The 16,389-nt window shown below is 70.2% G+C and carries 14 protein-coding genes and 1 pseudogene; 9 read left to right on the top strand and 6 right to left on the bottom strand.

The genetic code is table 11. The annotated features are described in order from the left end of the window. Window positions 1–83: 83 nt before the first annotated feature. The 3 genes from AOK11_RS23760 to AOK11_RS23745 all read left to right on the top strand — a co-directional run bounded on the left by AOK11_RS23760 (window position 84) and on the right by AOK11_RS23745 (window position 5,536). Entirely contained in the window at window positions 84–3,656 is a 3,573-nt protein-coding gene (locus AOK11_RS23760; protein WP_055595765.1) for a glycoside hydrolase family 32 protein, read from the top strand. A gap of 1,242 nt (window positions 3,657–4,898) precedes the next feature. After that, window positions 4,899–5,132 carry a type II toxin-antitoxin system VapB family antitoxin gene (locus AOK11_RS23750; protein ID WP_030606313.1) on the top strand — a complete coding sequence of 78 codons (234 nt, stop codon included), beginning with the start codon at window positions 4,899–4,901 and terminating at the stop codon, window positions 5,130–5,132. Continuing rightward, window positions 5,129–5,536 (top strand): PIN domain nuclease, encoded by a 408-nt coding sequence (locus AOK11_RS23745; RefSeq protein WP_055595763.1) that lies wholly within the window; start codon window positions 5,129–5,131, stop codon window positions 5,534–5,536. Before AOK11_RS23750 ends, AOK11_RS23745 begins: the two co-directional genes overlap by 4 nt. Before the next feature lie 57 nt (window positions 5,537–5,593). On the opposite strand, the gene AOK11_RS23740 is transcribed toward AOK11_RS23745, so the two are convergent. The 4 genes and pseudogenes from AOK11_RS23740 to AOK11_RS46230 form a co-directional block, all read right to left on the bottom strand. Beyond that, on the bottom strand, window positions 5,594–5,923 hold the full coding sequence (locus AOK11_RS23740; RefSeq protein ID WP_157869433.1) for a hypothetical protein: 330 nt from the start codon (window positions 5,921–5,923) through the stop codon (window positions 5,594–5,596). A gap of 23 nt (window positions 5,924–5,946) precedes the next feature. Further along, the gene (locus tag AOK11_RS23735; RefSeq protein ID WP_055595761.1) at window positions 5,947–6,243 is read right to left on the bottom strand and encodes a hypothetical protein; all 297 of its coding nucleotides are present in this window, start codon (window positions 6,241–6,243) and stop codon (window positions 5,947–5,949) included. A gap of 293 nt (window positions 6,244–6,536) precedes the next feature. After that, window positions 6,537–6,737: pseudogene (locus AOK11_RS23730) on the bottom strand (MFS transporter); the annotation flags it as partial. After that, on the bottom strand, window positions 6,656–7,027 hold the full coding sequence (locus tag AOK11_RS46230) for a DUF2252 family protein (RefSeq protein WP_079035037.1): 372 nt from the start codon (window positions 7,025–7,027) through the stop codon (window positions 6,656–6,658). The pseudogene AOK11_RS23730 and the gene AOK11_RS46230, both read right to left, overlap by 82 nt. 128 nt (window positions 7,028–7,155) lie before the next feature. Between AOK11_RS46230 and AOK11_RS23720 the strand changes: the two genes are divergently transcribed. Continuing rightward, the gene (locus AOK11_RS23720; protein ID WP_055595758.1) at window positions 7,156–7,413 is read left to right on the top strand and encodes a LapA family protein; all 258 of its coding nucleotides are present in this window, start codon (window positions 7,156–7,158) and stop codon (window positions 7,411–7,413) included. A 256-nt stretch (window positions 7,414–7,669) separates the two neighbouring features. Here the strand turns inward: AOK11_RS23720 and AOK11_RS23715 are convergent, their stop codons facing one another. Then, the gene (locus tag AOK11_RS23715) at window positions 7,670–8,380 is read right to left on the bottom strand and encodes a poly-gamma-glutamate hydrolase family protein (RefSeq protein WP_055595757.1); all 711 of its coding nucleotides are present in this window, start codon (window positions 8,378–8,380) and stop codon (window positions 7,670–7,672) included. Between the two features lie 34 nt (window positions 8,381–8,414). Continuing rightward, window positions 8,415–8,852 carry a hypothetical protein gene (locus tag AOK11_RS23710; RefSeq protein WP_055595756.1) on the bottom strand — a complete coding sequence of 146 codons (438 nt, stop codon included), beginning with the start codon at window positions 8,850–8,852 and terminating at the stop codon, window positions 8,415–8,417. A gap of 180 nt (window positions 8,853–9,032) precedes the next feature. On the opposite strand from AOK11_RS23710, the gene AOK11_RS23705 reads away from it, so the two are divergent. From AOK11_RS23705 to AOK11_RS23685, 5 genes are all read left to right on the top strand, one after another. Next, window positions 9,033–9,533 carry a MarR family winged helix-turn-helix transcriptional regulator gene (locus AOK11_RS23705; RefSeq protein ID WP_055595755.1) on the top strand — a complete coding sequence of 167 codons (501 nt, stop codon included), beginning with the start codon at window positions 9,033–9,035 and terminating at the stop codon, window positions 9,531–9,533. Window positions 9,534–9,857: 324 nt separating this feature from the next. Then, a complete protein-coding gene (locus AOK11_RS23700; RefSeq protein WP_055595754.1) occupies window positions 9,858–11,459 on the top strand; it encodes an MFS transporter in 1,602 nt (533 codons plus the stop codon). Between the two features lie 734 nt (window positions 11,460–12,193). Further along, window positions 12,194–14,059: an acyl-CoA dehydrogenase family protein gene (locus AOK11_RS23695; RefSeq protein ID WP_079035036.1), complete on the top strand. Its 1,866-nt coding sequence runs from the start codon at window positions 12,194–12,196 to the stop codon at window positions 14,057–14,059. Window positions 14,060–14,180: 121 nt separating this feature from the next. Beyond that, window positions 14,181–14,474 (top strand): acyl carrier protein, encoded by a 294-nt coding sequence (locus AOK11_RS23690; RefSeq protein WP_055595753.1) that lies wholly within the window; start codon window positions 14,181–14,183, stop codon window positions 14,472–14,474. A 14-nt stretch (window positions 14,475–14,488) separates the two neighbouring features. Beyond that, the coding region (locus AOK11_RS23685) for a condensation domain-containing protein (RefSeq protein ID WP_157869432.1) at window positions 14,489–16,389 on the top strand (1,901 nt) is incomplete at its 3' end.

Here is a 16,389-nt window from a genome sequence, read left to right as displayed (position 1 = left end):
GTCTTACACACGACCACGGCCCGCGGGGTGGACGTCCCCCCGGGCCGTGGCCCACCCTCCCCTGTTCTCCCTCAGGAGCCGCCATGAGCGTGTCCCGCCGTACCCTCCTGCTCGCCGGAGGAACCGCCGCCACCCTGCTGCCTCTCGGAGGCATCCTCCCCGCAGCACAGGCCGCCACCCCGAGCACCACCGGAGCGACCCCCGCCGCCACCCCGAACCCCGACCCCATCCCCGTCGCCGGCACCTGGACCCGCACCTCCGACGGCGGCCAGACGGCGACCGCCGGCCGTCGCGGGCCCTCCCTCGCCCTGTCCGAGCAGCAACTCGCGGCCAAGGGCACGTACGCGGCCCGCGTCACGCCCCAATCCTCTTCCGCCGTAGGCACGTTGGTGTTCCGGGCCGCCCTCGACGGCTCGACCGGATACGCGGTCGCCCTCGACCCCGGCCGCTCCCGCATACGGCTCTACGACCTGGCCGGCGGCGACACACTCGCCACCGCTCCACTTCCGGGCGCGCAGGCCGGAAAGCCCTACGACCTCGAAGTGGCGGTCGACGGACCCGAGCTGACGGTGCATGTCGACGGCAAGCGGCTTCTCCACACCGAGGACCACCGCCACGACACCGGCTCGGTGGGCCTGCTCGCCCAGGGCGGCAAGGTCACCTTCGGCCCGCCCTCCCTCTCCTCGGTCACCACCAACCTCACCGGCTGGACCACGAGCGGCGGCACCTGGACGGCGAGTCCGCTGGGCTGGCGCGCGGCCCCAACCCAGGGAGCCACCGCCCGCGCCCTCACCACGACCAAGACGTACGACACCGCGCTCCAGGCCGACCTGCTCCTGCACGACGCTTCCGCCATCGCCGCACTGCTGGTGCGCACCGACGCCAAGGCCACGCGCGGCTACGGCGTCCAAGTCGACGCGGACCAGGACAGGCTGAGGCTCTACCGCATCGACGGCAACGTCACCCTCGGCACCTACGCGACCACCATCAAGGCCGACACGGTCTACCGTCTGCGCGTCGAAGCCGAACACGACGAACTGCGCGTGCACTGGCAGACCAACTTCCTCTCTCCCGACGGCTACAGCCCCGTCATCACCGCCCAGGACTCCACCCACACGAAGGGCCGACTCGCCGTCACGGCTTCGGCCGGCGAGGTGTCCTTCGAGAACATCGCCGCGGCCGACCTCGCCACCGGCCTCCAGGGCTGGACGGCCCGCTCCGGCACCTGGACCCCGGACCTGCGCGGCATCCGCGGCGAGAACGGCCTGCGCACGGCCCCCTTCACCGACGGCGACCTGGTGGCGAGGGCCGACATCACACCCGGCGACCGCTCCTCCTCGGCCGGCCTCGTCCTGCGCGCGTCCGCGAACGGCTCCGGCGGCTACGAAGCCCGCCTGGAAGCCGGCCGCAACGCCGTCGCCCTGCTGGACCGCTCCTCCGGCACCCGCCTCGCTTCCGCCTCCGGCCCGGTCCGGCGCATCACGGCCGGAGGCACGTACCGCGTCGAGGCCCGCGCGACGGGCAGAACCATCGAGGTGTACGTGGACGGCGTACGCGCGCTCAAGACCCGCGTGTCCCGCACCAAGGGCGCCGCCTTCGGCACCGCGGCCGCGCACGGGACGTCGTACTTCCAGAACGTCGAAGTCCATAGCACCGCCGACTACTTCACCGAGCCGTACCGCCCCACGTACCACTACTCTCAGCTCACCGGCTCCACCAGCGACCCCTGCGGCCTGCTGCACCACGACGGCGAGTACCACCTCTTCCACCAGGACGAGGGCCGCTGGGCGCACGCGGTCAGCACCGACCTCGTCCACTGGCAGCCCCTGCCGATCGCCCTGCCCTGGAACGCCTACGGCCACTGCTGGACCGGCTGCGCGGTCGTGGACGCCGACGACACCTCCGGTCTCTTCGAGGGCGGCTCGGGCCTGATCGCCTATTACACGAGCTACCACCCGGACAAGCCGGGCGGGAACGCCAGCGTGCGCATCGCGTACAGCAAGGACAAGGGCCGATCGTGGCAGCTGCACGGCGGCTCGAGTCCGGCCGTGCAGAACCCGGGCGGCCCAGACGCCGACTGGACCTTCCGCGACCCGAAGGTCATCCGCGACGAGGCCCACGAACAGTGGCTGATGGTCGTCTCCGGCGGCGACCACATCCGCTTCTTCACCTCCACCGACCTCCTCACCTGGACCCAGGTCAGCTCCTTCGGCTACGGCGACTGGGCCACACCCGGCGTCTGGGAGTGCCCCGACTTCTTCCCGCTCCCCGTCGACGGCGACAAGGACAAGGTGAAGTGGGTCCTCACCCTGAGCACCGGTGCCGTACGCGCCACGAACGGCTCGGCCGCCCAGTACTTCACGGGTGAGTGGAACGGCACCGGTTTCGCTCCCGACCAGAAGGCCGGCACGGTCCTGCGCGCCGACTCCGGCCGTGACTACTACGCCGCCATGTCCTTCTACGGCCTGACCGACGACCGCCGCGTCTGGCTCGGCTGGATGAGCAACTGGGACTACCCCTTCAGCGCCCCGACCGGCGGCTGGAACGGCCAGCTGAGCACCCCCCGCGAACTGACCCTCACGGACACCGCCGACGGCGTACGCCTGGCGCAGCGCCCGGTCCCGGAGCTGGTCACGCTGCGCACGTCCACCACAACCCGCAAGGACCTCGCCGTCGGCCCCACCTCCGCGAACCCGCTCGCGGGAGTCCGGGGCATCGCCTACGAGATCGAGGCCGAGATCACCCTTGGTACTGCCAGGGAGATCGGCTTCCGGCTCCGGACCGACGACGAGCAGCACACGACAGTCGGATACGACGCCGAGGCGCAGGAGCTGTTCGTGGACCGCTCGGCATCGGGCCTGAGCGACTTCACGCAGTACTTCACGGGCCGCACGACCGCGCCGATGAAGACGACCGACGGCCGCGCGACCCTGCGCGTGTACGTCGACTCGTCCTCGGTCGAGGCATTCGGCGCGGACGGACAGGCCGCCGTGACCAGCCTGATCTTCCCCGGCCCGGACGCCGACGGCATGGCCTTCTACGCCAAGGGCGGCACCGCGCACATCGAGTCGCTCAAGGTGCACAGGCTCGACAGCACCTTCCGCCTGGTGGATCGGGTGAAGCCGCTGGTGGCCGCCCCGAGCGGCGGTGAATTCCGCTCGGACCTCGGCAAGTTGACGATCACCCCCGCCGGCCGCTGGTCGACGGACAGCGCGGGCCGCGCCGGAAGCTTCGACAAGGACTCCAACGCGATCTCGGCCCGCACGGCGACGGACTTGGACCTCACCACTCTGGTCCGGCTCGGCGGCCCCGCCCCGGACACGAGCGGCGCCCTCTCCCTCCTCTGGCGCGCCTCCTCCGACGGCGCCGACGCCTACTGCCTCAACATCGACTCCGACCTACGCGTGATCCGCCTGGTCGCCAAGGCCAACGGCTACTTCGACGACGGCGCCGCCCTCGCCCGCGTCCCGGCACTGGTCCGCCGCGGCACGAGCTACCCCGTCCGCATCCTCACCGAGGGCGACCGCATCCAGGTGTTCCTCAACGGCAAGCGGATCATCGACGTGACGGACACGACGTACGCCGATGGCCACATCGGCCTGAATGTGTTCGGAGGGAGGGCGGCGTACCAGGACACCTACGCGAAGGAGCTGTGACCGCCGGCCAAGCCGACAAGCAACCGTGACCGCGGAGGCTCCGCCCCCGAGTATCCGGCGGGTGGAGCCTCCGCGAGCGCGAGGGTCAAAACGCTCAGGCGGAGACGGAGGCGCAAAAGCCCTGGCGGCTTGCGCCTCCTCGTCCGTCACCGACCGGGGCGAGCTACGTCAATCCAGAGCAGGACCAGCTAGGGCGGGACCACGTGGGCTGGGATTCGAACATGGACGACGTGGCCCTGTTCCGCGCCAATCGCGGGTGCTGGGTGCTGGGTGCTCGGTGAGCGGGCCGACCGGGAGCTTGTCGCGCTGTTGTCGGCGCAGGGCATCGTGCGCCAGGCCCACCCGGCACCCCGGAGTGGAGCCTCTGCGCGTTGGAAGTCCACTGCGCGTGGGTTCGAATCCCGTCTTTCAGCTGGCGCGATCGTCCTTTTCGTCTTCAGCGCGATCCTGTCGGGCCTCATTGAGGCCGAGTTGAGGCCGCAAGGGCAGGAACAGACTGACAAGGGCTGAGAAGCACTCACATGGATAGCCCCATCTGACCTGCGAAAACGTCAAGGATGAGCGTTGATCGGCAAGGATTGCCAAGATCCTCAAAGGACTCATAATCCGTCGGCCGTGGGTTCGAGTCCCACCCGCCCCACCACAAGCCGTGCCTGGAGAATCGATCTGACCAGCAACTTCGCTGGAGGGTCGAGTGGGTCGAGGGGCCCGGTGGTCCTGGGTGGTCATGTTTTCATGATCCTGAGGCCGAGATGGAGGCCGCCGATTTTCTTCGAATCGGACAGGTCGCATCGTTGCTGGACGTGTGTGCCGTGCACACCGGCTTCGCGCGGTGCGAGGTCCGGTGGCTGTCGAACGTGATCCGCGCACGGTGTTTCGGCGGCGGTCCTCTGCTGATCGTCGAACGGTCCGGCGGGTGCCGACGCCTCGTTTCCTGTCCACTCGCCCAGCGGTCTGTGTGCGCTGCCACGCCCGACGGTTGGGGCCGGCCTGTTCGTCCATGGCCTCGGTCAAGGCGCTGCGCGTCGCTCGGCGGTCGTTCAGCGATGTGGGAGCGGTAGGGGTCTTCCGTCGTTGTCCCCCGGTGGGCCTGCGTCGTTTGACGCCTGCTGGGCAACGGCCCGTACAGAGAACTGCCCGGACCTCGCCCTACCACCTCCGGCGGGTGACCCTGAGTGGTGGCGCACTCTCATGTTGGTGATGTACCTTGATGGCATACATCATGGATATTGGAGGTGCTCGATGTCCGTCACGCAGATTGATCTCGATGACGAGGCACTTGCCGAGGCCATGCGGCTGATGGGTGTCACGACGAAGAAGGAGACGGTCAACGCGGCCCTGCGGGACTACGTGGCACGGATCAAGCGGCTCGATGCTGCCGAGAAGCTCGCCGCGCGCGGTGCGCGGGGCGAGTTCGAGCAGGCCGCGGCGGCACATGACGCAGGCAAGCGTGCGCGACGCGAGGCCTTCGAGTGATCACATACCTGCTCGACACCTCCGCCCTGTGGCACCTGTTCCGCACCCCCGGAGCATTGCTGCCCTGGGAGGGACACGTCGCCGCAGGGGTGTTCCACCTCTGCGAGCCGACGCGCACCGAATTTCTCTACTCGGCAACCAGCCCGTCCCACCGGGACGAGCTCGCGGAGGAGTTGGACGCACTCTGCCTGCTCTCTCCCGTTCCGAAGAATGCCTGGCGTTGGGTCGACACCGCCCAGTACAAACTGACTCAGCGGGGCCAGTATCGCGCGGCAGGAGCGATCGACCTGTTGGTATGTGCGGCCGCGGTCCACCACGGGCACACCGTCCTCCACGTGGACAACGACTTCGCGACGGTGGCCGGAGTACTCAAGGAAGTTCAGCAGCGAGACGTACGAGCCTGATCTCCTGGGGACGGTCCATGGTGTCGGCCTGTTGCCTCTCGCTGATCGATGCCCAAGTCACTGTCCCAGAACTGTGAACCTGGTCGGTCCTCTGAGCGCAGCCGTCGCACCGTCCAGATCCGCGAGCCGTGCGGCAAGGGTGGCCTCCGCGAGCCGGGTGAGCAGTGCGGCGCTGAACTTGAGGCCGTTCAGTGCACGTGCATCCACTGCGGGAAGGCACAGTTGATCGGCTGCCTCCGAAATGACCTTCCTCCATTCCGCGGGCGTCACGTCCTCGCGAAGTCGGATGCAGGTATCTGTCGGCCTCTGGAGGGGATCGGTGAAGGTGGTGAGTGTGGCGGCCAGGGTGGCGTTGGCCCGGTAGCCGGCCCAGGTCCACCAGCGCACGTTGGTGTCCCGCCCGCCCCTCACTACCACTGTCCCGTCGGGGTGAACCAGTTCTGAGCTGCTCTCGCGGGCTTGGGCGAGCGCGGTCCCGGCGCGCGTGGTGAGGGCGACCGGCGGGTTGAGGTTCGCCCCCTCTCGTGATCGAGGCAGGGGCCGGTCAGCAGCGCCTTCTGCTCGGTGCGCGTGGGCGTGTCGAGCGCCTCGCCGGCGCACTCCAGCGGTGCGGATGCCTCTCCGCCGTCGGAGACGACCACCGTGCGGCCGCTGGGCAGTCGGCCCAGCCCCGACCGTCCGCGCAGCAGGTCGGCCTCGACGGCCAACTCCCCTCCGGGTGGCGGATCACCGGTGAGGACTCGGGCAAGCAGCCGATCCGGCACTCCGCCGACCCCGTGCCCATTACCCCCGCTGGTATCGCCTGTTCCAGGGCGCCACCTGTATCCCCTGCACGCCGTTCCGGGACACCGTCCTGATCGCGGTCAACGGCTTCATGATCTGAGCGCTGTGTGCCGCTCCCAGTCCGTCGGAGCGGTGAGGCAAAGACGGCTTGGTTCCAGCCGTCCCGCGGCTATGGCTCCGTCGAACGGGGCTGGGTCTTCGGGATCCGTGAGGTGAAGAACATCGCGAGGAGAGCGGTGAAGGCGAGGATGGCACCCTGGATACCCGTCACCGTCGTGCCCAGGTCTTCGGCCACCGTCGCGATCGAGACGTTCATGACCGAACTGTCGAGCGCCATCAGGAACTGCCCGGCCGCGAGTGTCGGCAGGACGATGCGCGCCGTTGCCGAACTCTCGGCAGTGCCTGTTCCGGGTGCCATGCGCGCATCGTCCCAGTCGCCCCGGAGGACGACCCGTGACCCGCCACGGAGGTCGACCGGTTGGTGGACCGAGACCTGCGGAGTCGCTTCGGGCGGGAGGCGTCATGGGGCGAGAGGGACGGTCTTCTACGCTGCGACAGCCCGAAGCGGATCATCGCCGCGCGGTACGAACGTCCCGTGGAGCTCAGGACGCGGGCGCGCTCGGCGTCGTCGAACCCGTTTGCCCGACCCGCGATGACGAGGCTCGCCGGGAGGCACTCGACGTCCCACTCCCAGGCGGAGCCCGGCACGGCTTGTATGCGGCGCGGCCCGACCGCGGCGAGCGGCGCCGCGCAGGGGCCGCGGTCGCTTCAGCAGCGGGCCGTACGGTGGAAGAGGATGCTGGAGCCAGGGGCAACGTGTGATTGAGAGGCATCCCATGACTCGGACCAGCACACACCACAAGGAACACACGCCGTTCTTCTCCCGCCCTGGTGTCCGCCGCTTCGCCCCGTTCTTTCTGATCACCGTGATCGCTCTGATCTTCATCTTCGAGAACCGCGCGAACGTCAAGATCCGCCTTCTCATTCCAGAGGTGACCATGCCGCTTTGGGGCGCCCTTCTGATCGCCTGGGGCCTCGGCATGCTCGCCTGCGTTTTCACTCTGCGCCGACGCTCCAGCCGACATACACGGTGACCGAGGTAAGGCGCCGTGCCGACCTGGAGCTGCCCACGCTTCGTCGGGGCACCGGGCGGTGGGTGTTGGCGCCGGTCCCGCTGCCGGCAGCTGACCGGTCCCGCTGTCGTCTGCCCTCCTGAACCGCGTTCACCGGAAGCCGGGCCGCCGCTCCGGTGATCGGCAGAGGCAGCCAAGATCCTCGAAGGGTTCACGATCCCTCGGGCGTGGTTTCGAGTCCCGCCAGCCCCACCACGGCGAAGCCATGCAGGAACGTTCAGCTGCGCGTCGGCGCCGGCCTCCTTCCGGTGGAGGAGGCTTCTTCGGCTCCGGAGACCATGGGCCGGCTGCCGGGGGAGACCCGCCCGCGGTCCTGGAACGCGGCACGGACGGCGGCCACGTAGGCGTGGAACGTCTCGGTGCGGCGACCGCTGTCGCGCATCGCCCGGCTCAGGTCCCCGCCGGGGAAGAACGCCGCACGCTGGGCTCTGCTCAGCTCCAGCTGCACCCCGGCAGAGGTCAGCGTCTTGTTGCAGATGTTGGCCGGGTGGGTGCCCGCGATCTCGGACGGCGCGGTGACGACCGGGAATCCGGCGCTCCGCAGACGCTGTGTCAGCCGGACGACCAGGTCCGTGTCGAGGCCGCCGACGGCTGTCTCGGCCAGGCCGGGGGTTCCGGCGCAGCCGTGGAAGGACAGGCAGCGGCGGGAGGCGCGGACGAGGCCCTCACCGATCGGCTCGTCGAAGTTCGTGCTGGTGACGTGCAGATCGGCGTTCCCGGACGTCCTGAGTCCGGCGAACTCGTAGTGCGACATCAGCCCGGCGCCGACCGCGCGGGCCGCCTCCCCGGACCCGCCCTCGATGCCGCCGCCGTGGACGGCGAGGGAACACCACGTCGCACCGGCGACGAGGACCCGGCGGCGTTCGTAGTCGACGCCCTCCGTCTCGACGGCCGCCAGCTCGCCGTAGGAGCCGTACAGGTCGGCCACGGGCCGTACCCCTTCCCTTGTGCGGTCCGTCCGGTCAGAAGTCGGGGCAGAGGTGTTCGTGCACTGCGTCCAGGATCTTCCCGCCGGTCTTCGGGGTGTTGATGTCGGGCAGGCCGGTCGGGAGGGCGAACCGCTCCAGCGTCTGCCGGATCAGCCGGTCCCTGTCGTCCGGGGAGGCCTTGATGGAGCCGCACTGGTCCAGTCCGCGGCTCACGGCCTGCTCGTCCGTGCCGGGCTCCGAGATGCGGCGGTCGATGGCGTCCAGCGCCTCGAGGAACCGGTACCGGGCCGTGGTGCTCGGCTCGGGCGGGAGGCCGGCGGCTCCGCGGGCCTTGTCCTGGTCCTCGGCGCCGATACCGGCCGACCGGCTGCCGCCGTCGTCCCCGGCGGGGGGCTCCTCTTGGCCGCCGCACGCGGTGAGCGCGAGGGCGAGTACGGCCAGAGCGGCGGCGGTCGTGGTGCGGGTGCGCATGGTCCCCCCGGGGATGTCCGGTGCTGTGGGGAAGCATGGCGGGTGTGCGGCCGGCACGGGGCGCCGGGGCCGGTCCGGGAGACAGGTCCACTGCCCGGAGCCGCGCGGGCATGTTCCGGCTCTCCGAAGCGTTGGTATCTTCGATGGTGGACTTTTCGTATGGTTGAAGGGAGTCGGCCCATGACGCGCAGTGGCGGCAATGCCGAGCGGGACGGGGCACCACTGCGGCCACGCGAGGACTTCTTCATCGCCGAGCGTCCCGGATACCTGCTCCACAAGGCGGCGCTGCTGCTGCTCGAGGACGTGGAGAAGGCCCTGGAGACGGTCGGCATGCGCAGCAGGTACTTCTTCGTGCTGGCCTCGCTGGCCGGAGGGCCCGAGCTCTCCCAGCAGGACCTGAGCCGGCTGCTCAACCTCGACCCGACCACGGTCGTGACGGTCATCGACGAGATGGAGCGCAACCAGCACGTCGAGCGGCGGCGCAACCCCGCCGACCGGCGGCGCTACAACCTGATCCTCACCGACGCCGGCCGTGCGGCGCTGGCTGCGGTGGACAGTGTGGTCACCGAGGTCGAGACGGCGTTCTTCGGCACGCTCGACGACGACGAGCGCGAAGTGATGCGCAGGATGCTCGACCGGATGCTGGCGGGCCGCTGGCCCGCGTCCGTCTGTTCCGACTGACCGGAACGGGCGGCACGGAGGTGAGTTGACGGCGGCGCCGGTGGCGTTGGCGGTGGTGCGGGCGGGCCCTTGAGGGTCCGCCCGCTTTCGTTTGCCCGCCGGTCCCCTTCGTCTGCCCTCCCTCTGCCCTTCGTCTGCCCTCGTCCGTCCGCCGGTTCCCTCTGCTTCCCCGCCGTCCGTCCGTGACCGCGTGTGGGTCCTGTTGCGGGGCGGGGCGGGTGGCGGCCGGATCCTTGTCACTCACCGTGACTGCGGTTGACCTCGACTTTCCAATCATCTATTTTTCCATCATCGATGAATCCGGTTGATAGGAGAGTCCCCGTCATGTCCGCAGAACGCGCACCATCGCCCGCAAGGTGGTGGACCCTGGGGATCGTCGCGTTGGGCACGTTCATGCTGATGCTCGACCTGAGCGTGGTGGCCGTCGCGCTGCCGGCGATCCACGAGTCCCTGGACAGCAGCTTCGCCGACCTGCAGTGGGTGTTCGACGCCTACGCCCTCACCCTCGCGATCTTCCTGGTGGCAGCGGGCTCACTCGCCGACCGGCTCGGCCGCAAGCGGCTCTTCCAGGTGGGCTTCGTCATCTTCACCATCGCCTCGCTCGCCTGCGGCCTGGCCGGCGACGCCACCGCGCTGAGCCTCTACCGCGCCGTGCAGGGCGTCGGCGCGGCCGTCATGTTCGCGGTCGGCCCGGCCATGCTCAGCCACGAGTTCCACGGCAAGGAGCGGGCCACCGCCTTCACCGTGTTCGGTGCCGCCGTCGGTGTCGCCGTCGCTGCCGGACCGCTCATCGGCGGTTCGCTGACCAGCTCGCTGTCCTGGCGCTGGATCTTCTACATCAACGTGCCGGTCGGCATCCTCGCCGTCCTCGTCGGCGCGCTGCGGGTGCGCGAGTCGCTCAACCGGCGGGCCTATCCCACCGACTGGGCCGGGCTGGTCACCTTCAGCATCGCGCTCGGGGCCCTGGTGTTCGCCACCATCCGGGCGCCCGAGGAGGGCTGGACCAGCGTCAACACGCTCGGCCTGTACGCGGCCAGCGCCGTCTTCCTGCTGGTGTTCCTGTTCATCGAGCGGCGCCTGGGCGAGCGCGCGATGATCGACCTGGCGTTCTTCCGCAACCGCACCTTCGTCGGCATCTCCCTCGTCGCCATGATCGGCAACGCGGGGGCCCTGCCGTCGGTGTTCTTCGAGACCAGCTACCTCCAGAACATGCTGGGCATGGACGCCTGGGACGCGGGGCTGCGGTTCCTTCCGCTGACGGCCGCGATGTTCGTGGCCGGCGCGATCGGCGGCGGACTCATCGGCAAGGTTCCCTTCCGGGTGCTGCTCGGCGGCTCCACCCTCGTCATGGCGATCGGCCTGCTCTTCCTCAACCTGGCGGAGGTCGACTCGGCCTGGACCGTGCTCCTGCCGGCCCTGATCATCGCCGGCTTCGGCATGGGCGCCTTCAACCCGACCCGGGCGGCGCTGGCCATCGGCGTCGCCGAACCGGCCAAGTCCGGTGTCGCGTCCGGCATCAACGAGACCTTCCAGCAGGTCGGTGTCGCCGTCGGGATCGCGGGTGTGGGCGCCTTCTTCCAGAACCGCGTGGCCGACGAGTTCGCCGCGTCGGCGGTCGGACAGCAGATGGGTGATGCCGCCGCCGAGGAAGCCGCCCACGGCATCAGCGCCGGCGCGTTCGACGCGGTCGCCGCGAACGCGGGTGCGCTCCAGGAGCAGGTGGTCGCCGCCGGACGGGACGCGTTCATGACCGCGTTCCACGGCGCCATGACCCTCTGCGCGATCCTCGGGTTCATCGCCGCGCTCATCGGCTTCCTGATGCTGCGGACCAAGGACCTCCACGCGAGCGCACTGTCGACGATCCCGCCGGACCTCGACGAGGACGGCGAGCTGCGGCCGGACGTGCCGGTGGGCGCGCCCTCCTGATCCGCTCTCGACCCACTGTCGCCGCACGGCGGCACCGACGTGACGCCGACGCCCGGCCGGGACATCCCGGCCGGGCGTCTTGTGTGCCGGCAGGGAACCGCTGGGGCGGGTGATTTTTGAATCCGTGTCAATTGTGAATTCAACCGAAGGGAAAGGTGGGTGAAGTGGAATTCGCGCGTCCTTCATTTGCTGTGAACGGAATTTAAAGTTCCGACCTGATCGAATATTCGCGCAAAGGGAACGTAAAATAGTGACGGGCATCACAAACCGGCAAGGCTTGTGAATGTTAGAGTCCTGACGTAGAGCGAAGCCGCCCATGGCGGCGGCAGGTTGCCGAATGCGCAACCACTACGGGGGAGATCTTGGGGAGGGGTGACCGGGCGAGATTCCGGTCGACTCCCGCCGAGACACACGCATACGTCACGGGGGACGTTCGAGTGAACCGCATTCTGTTCGGCTGTTGCCGTAGATGACGCCGGTGCCGGCGTCCGGCCGACGTCGGTGACCTGCCCTTTTTCTGATGCCCGCGTCCGGTGCCCCTGTGCGGTCCGGACGGCGGTGCCCTTTTCGCCCGAGCCGGTGCCGCGGCACAACGCCGTGCTGAGCGCCACTCCGGGCCGATTCCTGCACGGCCGAAATCCATCGGAAGTCGCCGGCTGACGCCTGGCGTGTTCCGTGGAAAGGACCGGCCGGTGCCGACTTCGTCTTTGTCATGCGCTGAAATGGAGTGCTCCATGCGCGAATTCGTGTCCGAAAAGCAGCTTGCAGGCATCCTCTTCGACGAACCGGAAAAGCGTCCGATCGATGCTGCCGCTCCGGCCGAAGCGCTGGAGGAGTGGCTGGGCGACCCCGATGTGGAGGCGAACTCCTTGTCCTTCGCCCGGAGCCTGGAGCTCGACGAGCGTGAGGAATTGCCGGCCGACGGAATCGGCCGGGTGCGGGCCTTCGGATTTCACCGGTACTTCGTGCCCGACTGGCTGGGCGGAGACCTCCGGAGCACCGAGGAACTGCTGATGCTCACCCGGGTGATCGCCCGCCGCGACATGAACGTGGCCGTGAGCGAGAGCACCCAGATCTGGATGATGCTCGCCTGGATCGGAGGCGACGCCGGACAGCGGGCCCAGTGGGCGAGCACGGTGCTGCGCGGAGGGGTCGTCCCCTGCCTGGCCTACTCGGAGCCCGGCCACGGCGCCGACCTGGCCGCCAACGAACTGGTGGCCACCCCGGACGACGGACAGTACGTCCTCACCGGCGAGAAATGGCCCATCAACCGGGGCCGGACCTCGACCCATGTGGTGCTCCTCGGCACCACGGGCGACGACGGCGTGCCGGCCAAGCGCAAGCAGTCCATGTTCCTCGTGGACAGGTCGCGCGTCGTCTCCGGCGAGGTGACCGGCGTACCCCGCGTCCCCACGTACGGCCTGCGCGGATGCGACATCAGCGGAGTCTCCTTCGACGACGCCCGGGTGGACGCCTCCGCCCGGCTGGGCGCCGAGGGGGAAGGGCTCGAACTGTCCTTGCGCGGCCTGCTGATCACCCGCACCCTGTGCACCGGCCTGTCCCTCGGCACGGGCGACACCATGCTGCGCACGGTCGGCTGCTTCCTCTCCGGCCGGACCCTGTACGACGGGCCGGCGAGCGAGATCCCGTACGTCACCGAGTCCCTCGCCAACGCCTACCTGAGCCTGCTGGTCGCCGAGTGCGAGAGCCTGGTCGCGATGCGCGGACTGCATCTGTACACCGAGGAGTTCAGCGTCTGGGGCAACGCCGCCAAGGTCCAGGTGGCCCGCCTCGTCGACTTCGCCGGCAAGGCGCTCGCCCGCACGCTGGGCGCCCGGTACTACATGCGGGCGGCGGAACACGTCGGCATCTTCCAGAAGATGCTCCGCGACGGCGCCGTCGTGTCCGTCTTCGACGGCAGCGAGCCGGTCTGCCTGGACAGCATCACCCAGCAACTGGCCGCCCTCGCCAAGTCCCACGAGCGGCCCCGTGACGAGGACTGGAGCACGCTGTACGACCTGCGGGCCGAACTGCCCCCGTTCCAGCCGGCCCGGGTGAGTGTGTTCGGCCGCGGCCGGGACGCGACCTTCGCCAGCCTCCCCTCGCTCATCGACCGTCTCGCCGGCCTCGCACCCGACGCCGGCTGCGACGAGGAACGGCTCACCGCACTGCGGACCCGGGCCGAGGAGCTGCGCACACGGCTCGACGCGCTCTACGCGCGTTTCCACGACCTGCGCAGGGCGCCGGCGGCCACGCCGCCGGCCTCCGCCAAGACCACCCCGCCGCGGCTGATGAGGCTGGCGGAGGACCTGTGCGCCCTGCACGCCAAGGTCGCCGCCCTCGGGATCTGGCTCCACAACCGGGACCACCTCGACGCGTTCTTCGCCGACGGGGCCTGGCTCGAGGCCGCCCTGGCCCGTGAGCAGGTCCACCAGTACGAGGTCGGCGACCTCGACCCCCGGACCGCCCGCACCCTCTTCGACCGCATGAACTCCCAGCGCGAGAAGCACGAGTTCTTCTCCCTCAGGACCATGCGCCAGGCCGCCCCGGGCGCACACGAAGCGCACCACGGCACGGACCGGCCGGCCTCCGCCGCCTGACCCGGCACCCGCCCACCGGACGATCGACCGCCCGCCGGACGACCGCCCGTCACACGATCCACCTGCTCACCTGCTCACCTGCTCACCTGCTCACCTGCACACCGGAAGGTTTCGACCTGCGATGAACACCACCGACATGACGCTCGACGACGTGAAGCGCGTCCTCGCCCAGGCGGTCGCCGCCGAAGCCGGCGTACCCGCCGCCGACCTGGCCACCGACCAGCCGTTCACCTCGTACGGCCTCGACTCCATGGCGGCGCTCGCCGTCGGTATGGAGATCGAGGACGCCTGCGGGCTCTCCGACCTGCCGGTGGACCTGCTGTGGGACCACCCGACGGTCGACAGCCTCTCCGAGGCGCTCTGGAACCTGATGAACACCGTGCCCGTCCCGGCCGCCGCGGACGGCCGACGATGACGACCGGAACCCCCATGACCACCGCATCCCCGGCGGCTGCCACGCCGCCGCCCGCCAACGCGCAGCAGGCCGGTCTCTGGTTCATCCACGAGACCGACCCCCAGTGCTCCGCCTACCACATCGTGTTCGGCGCCGAGGTCACCGCCGACGCCGCACTCGGCCACCGGACCGAGGAGATCCTCCGCGACCTGATGGCCGAGCACGACGCCTTACGCGTCTGCTTCCAGCCCGGCGAGAACGGGCCGGCGCAGCGGGTCCAGGAGTCCGTGCCGCTCGACATCCGGCACACCGACGCCCGCGGCACGGACCCCAAGACGCTGCGGGACCGCGTCAGGACCGACACCCGCGCACCGTTCGACCTGTCCCGGCCGCCGCTGTGGCGCATCCACCTGTACCGGACCGCCGAGCGCACCTGGGTGTTCGCGGCCGTGCTGCACCACGCCGCCGCCGACTTCTGGTCACTGGCCCTGCTGCTCGGCGAGGTCCGTGCCCGACTGGAGGGAACACAGGGGCGGTTCACCCTGGACGGCGGCGCCTTCGCGTCCTACGCCGGGCAGCAGCGGACCTTCCTGGCCGGGGGGAAGGCCGCCGCGCTGGTCGCCGACGAGGCGGCACGGCTCGCCGACGCGCCTCCCGGTCTCGACCTGTACGGCGACCGGCCCAGGCCGCCGGCCCCGACGTACGAGGGCGGCTCGACACCGTTCGCCCTGTCGGCCGAAGCGACCGACACCGTGAGGGAGTTGGCGCGCGAGGCCGCGGCGACGCCGTACATGGTGCTGCTGTCGGCCTACTTCGTGCTGCTGAGCCGGCTGAGCGGCCAGTCCGACGTCCTGGTCGGCACCCCGACCTCCGGCAGACTGCAGCGCCAGTACCGCGACGCGCTCGGCAACTTCGTCAACACCGTCGTCGTACGCGGTGAGGTCGAGGAGACCGCGACGTACCGGGAGGTGCTCGCCTCCGTACGGGCCCGGGTGCTCGAGGCGATGCGGGCCCAGGAACTGCCGTTCCCCTGGCTGGTCCGGGAACTCGCGCCGCCCCGCGACCCGAGCCGTACCCCGCTGTACCAGGCCGGATTCGCCTGGGACCGGCTGCCGTTCCTCACCGACATGGACGCCTTCTTCCTGCTGGACCCGGACCGGACCGCCGAACTGGCCGTCGCCGGCGCCACCTTGCGGCCCTACCCGGTGCCGCAGCAGGAGGGCCAGACGGACCTGTGGGTCGAGATGGGCGGGGAGCGGGACGGCGCCTTCGCGGGTGTCCTGCGCTACAACACCGATCTCTTCGAGCCGGGTACGGCCCGCGACCTGGCCGCCGCCTTCGTCGCGACCGTGGAGAGCCTGGTCCGGCAGCCTGACGCACCGCTGCACAGCCTCGCCCGGGGCGACGAACGCCAGTCGGCGCGGCTCGCCGCCCAGGGCTCCGGCCCCGTACGCGCGCTGCCCGACGCCAGGCTCCCGGACCTCTTCCGGGACCAGGTCCGGCGCACCCCCGACGCGACCGCCCTGGTCGCCGACGGCGAGGAGTGGAGCTACGCGCGGCTGCTGGCGCGGACCGAGGAGGTCGCGGCGGCCCTGCGCACCGCGGGCATCACCGCGGGCGACCGGGTCGCGGTGATGGCGGAACGCGGGGCCCCGCTGGTGGCCTCCCTGCTCGGCGTGCTGGAGGCCGACGCCGCCTACGTGCCCCTGGACCCCAAACTGCCGGTGGAGCGGCTCGCCTACATGGCCGAGGACTCCCGCGCGCGGCTGCTGCTCGGTGAGCGCGGCACGGGGGAGAACACGCTGCCCGGACTCGGACTCCCCGTGCTGCGACTGGACGACCTGGCGGCGGGCGTCACCGGAGCCGGAAGCGCGGAGCGGACGGGTGCGGAGGGGACGGGTGCGGAGGGGACCGGCAGGGAGGCGCCGGACAGGGA

Origin of the sequence: Streptomyces hirsutus (assembly GCF_001418415.1) — a bacterium.
Taxonomy (GTDB): Bacteria; Actinomycetota; Actinomycetes; order Streptomycetales; family Streptomycetaceae; genus Streptomyces; species Streptomyces hirsutus.
Note: the sequence above shows the minus strand (reverse complement) of the source record. Positions and strands in the feature narration are given on the sequence as shown.

Bases quoted from the DNA above. Each gene is read 5' to 3' on its own strand.
- AOK11_RS23760 (WP_055595765.1), top strand. From the start codon at position 84: ATGAGCGTGTCCCGCCGTACCCTCCTGCTCGCCGGAGGAACCGCCGCC.
- AOK11_RS23750 (WP_030606313.1), top strand. From the start codon at position 4,899: ATGTCCGTCACGCAGATTGATCTCGATGACGAGGCACTTGCCGAGGCC.
- AOK11_RS23720 (WP_055595758.1), top strand. From the start codon at position 7,156: ATGACTCGGACCAGCACACACCACAAGGAACACACGCCGTTCTTCTCC.
- AOK11_RS23710 (WP_055595756.1), bottom strand. From the start codon at position 8,852: ATGCGCACCCGCACCACGACCGCCGCCGCTCTGGCCGTACTCGCCCTC.
- AOK11_RS23705 (WP_055595755.1), top strand. From the start codon at position 9,033: ATGACGCGCAGTGGCGGCAATGCCGAGCGGGACGGGGCACCACTGCGG.
- AOK11_RS23700 (WP_055595754.1), top strand. From the start codon at position 9,858: ATGTCCGCAGAACGCGCACCATCGCCCGCAAGGTGGTGGACCCTGGGG.
- AOK11_RS23695 (WP_079035036.1), top strand. From the start codon at position 12,194: ATGCGCGAATTCGTGTCCGAAAAGCAGCTTGCAGGCATCCTCTTCGAC.
- AOK11_RS23690 (WP_055595753.1), top strand. From the start codon at position 14,181: ATGAACACCACCGACATGACGCTCGACGACGTGAAGCGCGTCCTCGCC.